This is a genomic window from Kitasatospora sp. NPDC059462 (assembly GCF_042749955.1).
GTDB lineage: Bacteria > Actinomycetota > Actinomycetes > Streptomycetales > Streptomycetaceae > Kitasatospora.
Genome location: NZ_JBHYUU010000363.1, coordinates 1 through 2,907, shown reverse-complemented (window position 1 = coordinate 2,907; position 2,907 = coordinate 1). Strand labels below are relative to the sequence as shown.

The window sequence follows — 2,907 nt, the reverse complement described above, 5'->3', positions numbered from 1 at the left end:
CCCTCCCTCCCTCCGCCCTTCCCGCTCCCGCACCCACCACCCCGCTATCCGGTTGTCCCACTGCGCCCACACGACACGACCGCGTCGGGCGGTGGGCGGTGCCCCTGGTCGGGTGCAGTGGTGGGAGCCGCGTCCGGCTCCGCCACTGCGGAGAGGGGCCACTGGACGGCGGCGCCGACCGTCCAGGAACCACTCGCCGTCCCTCACGCCACCGGCGTCGGAACCACCTCCCCCGTCGGCGGGTCGAGCTGGAACACCAGCAGCCCGTCCTCCGCCTCCTCCGGGCGCTCGCCCGCGATCCGCCGCACGGCGTCCCGCAGTTCGCCGACCAGCTGGGTGCACTCCGCCCCGGCGTCGACGCCGTCGATGCACACCCAATAGAGGCTCTCGGTGCCGGCCCCGCAGGCCAGCACGACCAACGTCTCCCCGATGTCCCTCAGCAGTCCGCCGAGTTCGTCCAGCATCGGCCCGAGCTCGCCGAGGTCGCCGAGCCTTCGGGCCCGGCTGCCGGGCCCGAAGGCCGACGCCCCCGCCACATCCCCCGTCGCATGGTCCAGGCAGCACGCGGCGTGCAGTGCCGCCTCGGACAACTGCTGCCCGAGCCCGGCGAGTTCGCCGTCCTCGTCCCGCACGAGCCGGGCGCCCACCGCCTCGGCGAGCAGGGCCGCCTGCCGGGCCTCGGCCAGCACGTCCGGGATGTTCCTGGTCTCCGCCAGGGCGTGCCGGGCGGTCTTGATCAGTCGCAGCGCCTCCATGCCGCGCCCTCCTTCCGTCACTCGCACGGCGCCCTGCCGTGCGGTCACGGGGAGAGAGTGCGCCGGGACGGAAGGGCCTGCACGGGCAGACGGGAAAGCTGTGGACAACCCGGGGGGTGTGGACAACTCCCGTCCCCCACAAGGCCTAGGAGGCGCCCTCCGGGTTGACGCCGCCGTCCCCGGCGGCAGGAGCGCCGGGGACCGGGAAGCGCAGCTCGTTCCGCTCGATCTTGGCCGCCAGGGCCGGCAGCGGATCGACCCCCACCGCCGTGCAGAACTGCAGCAGGTAGGCGAGCACGTCGGCCACCTCGTCCCGCACCCGGTGGGCGCGGTCCGGGTCGGCCATCACCGCGGACGCCTGCTCGGGCGTGAGCCACTGGAAGATCTCCAGCAGCTCACCCGCCTCCACGGTCAGCGCCGCGGCGAGGTTCTTGGGCGTGTGGAAGGGCTCCCAGCGCCGGGCGGCGGCGAAGTCCACCAGCCGCTGCCGCAGCTCTTCCAGGGTGGGGGCGAGGTCTTCCGTCTCTCGTTCGTTCACCCGTCCAGGTCTACCGCATCACCGGCCACCGGACGGAGCGGCGGCGACGGAGACGGGGCCGCGGAGACGTCCCGCACCGCCTGGGCCGGCACCCGCGCCGTCTCCGGCCGCAGCACCGTCAGCCCCGAACCGGGGTCGCGCCGGCACTCCACCACCGCCGCCCCGGCGGGCAGCTCGCCCGCCCCGCCCAGCGCGTCCCGCGCCGCGGCCGGCTCCTGGAGCGTGGCCAGCACCCGCAGCTGGTTGCGCCCCGCCATGTCCCGGGCGAGCCGCAGCAGCGACGCGGTCTGGTCGGTGCCGAGCCCCGCGCCGAGGTCGTCGGCGAGCACGGTGAGCTGCCGCTGCGCCCACGGCACCTCGGCCGCCACGTCGAGGTCCAGCACCCCGGCGCCGGTGAGCAGCACCGCGGCGAACGCCAGGTGGCGCAGCATCCCGTCGGAGGCCTGGTCGGCGCCGGTGCGCCCGAGGAGGCCCTCGTCGAACACGGCGAGCACCCGCTGCTCGGCGCCGCTGCCGCGGTGGGCGAGGTCGAGGCCGAGCAGCGGGTGCGGGGCGGCGGACTGGACGACGCGCAGCAGCTGCCCGTAGCGGCGGGTGCACTCGTTGCTGAGCCGGGCGATGACGGCGGAGATGTTGGCGGCGGTGCTGAGCAGCCGGGCCTGCGGGTCGGGGCGGGCCCAGCCGCGCATCAGGGCGGGCACGGGGTGGACGGGGAAGACCTCGCGCAGCGCGGTGAGGAGCTGTTCGGCGGCGGCGAGGACCTTGCGTTCGCCCGGCGAGGAGCCGGCGACCCGCAGCGGGATCTGGGCGGTGATCAGCGTGCCGCTGGGGAACGGGGCGCGGATGTCGCCCTGGCGGGTGTCGTTGTGCCAGCTGACGTTGACGCGGCCCTTGCGCACGTCCTGTTCGCCGGTCTCGACGAGGGTCTGTCCGTCGAGGGTGAGCTTCTCCCGGGCGACGCGGACCGGCCCGTCGGTGCGGATGACGAGTTCGAGGCCGATCGGCCCGTCCGGGGAGCGGACGGTGCAGCCGAGGATGAGGGCGTTGCGGCCGTGCGGCACGCAGCCGTCGAGGCCGCCGCGCACGGGTTTGGCGAGGGGGCCGGTGGTGCCGGGCCGTCCGTCGAGGGAGGTGCCGATCTCCTCGCCGAGGGCGAGCCGGGAGAGGACGGCGAGGGCGTCGAGCGCATTGGACTTGCCGACGCCGGCGGGGCCGTGCAGCACGGTGAGGGGCGCGAGCGGGAGGCTCGCGCGCCGGTAGGACTTGAACGAGGCGAGGCGGATCTCCTCGACGATCGGGCGCCGGACGGTCGGCACGCCGGGGTCCGGACTGCGCTGCTGCGGGTGGGCCGGCACGGCGGGCCGGGTGGCGTCGCGGTTCACCCGTGGGACGTTAGCGGCCGGTCGGGGGGCAGAAACGTGCCTGCCCGGCAGATTCATCCCATCGGGGTGACGGCGGCGCGCGGCGCCGGGCACGCGCCGCCCACCGGCGCGCGGGCCCGGCCCGGCGCCGCGCGGGCCCGGGTCGGTTGGGGTAGGGGCCCCGGGTCGGGGGGGGGGGGGGCCGCGGGTGGGTGGCGGTGGGCGGCGCGGTCCGGGGCCGGGGGGGGGGCCC

Annotated in this window: 3 protein-coding genes; all 3 read right to left on the bottom strand. The window is 76.5% G+C overall.

The window, feature by feature from the left end; all coding sequences use genetic code 11:
- Positions 1-203 precede the first annotated feature (203 nt).
- The 3 genes from ACFXAM_RS38415 to ACFXAM_RS38405 all read right to left on the bottom strand — a co-directional run bounded on the left by ACFXAM_RS38415 (position 204) and on the right by ACFXAM_RS38405 (position 2,675).
- Positions 204-755, bottom strand: coding sequence for a DUF6099 family protein (locus tag ACFXAM_RS38415; protein ID WP_380298550.1), 552 nt, complete (start codon positions 753-755; stop codon positions 204-206).
- A gap of 145 nt (positions 756-900) precedes the next feature.
- The gene (locus ACFXAM_RS38410) at positions 901-1,293 is read right to left on the bottom strand and encodes a nucleotide pyrophosphohydrolase (protein ID WP_380298549.1); all 393 of its coding nucleotides are present in this window, start codon (positions 1,291-1,293) and stop codon (positions 901-903) included.
- Positions 1,290-2,675 carry an AAA family ATPase gene (locus ACFXAM_RS38405; protein ID WP_380298548.1) on the bottom strand — a complete coding sequence of 462 codons (1,386 nt, stop codon included), beginning with the start codon at positions 2,673-2,675 and terminating at the stop codon, positions 1,290-1,292. The genes ACFXAM_RS38410 and ACFXAM_RS38405 overlap by 4 nt, the downstream gene beginning before the upstream one ends.
- Positions 2,676-2,907: the final 232 nt, after the last annotated feature.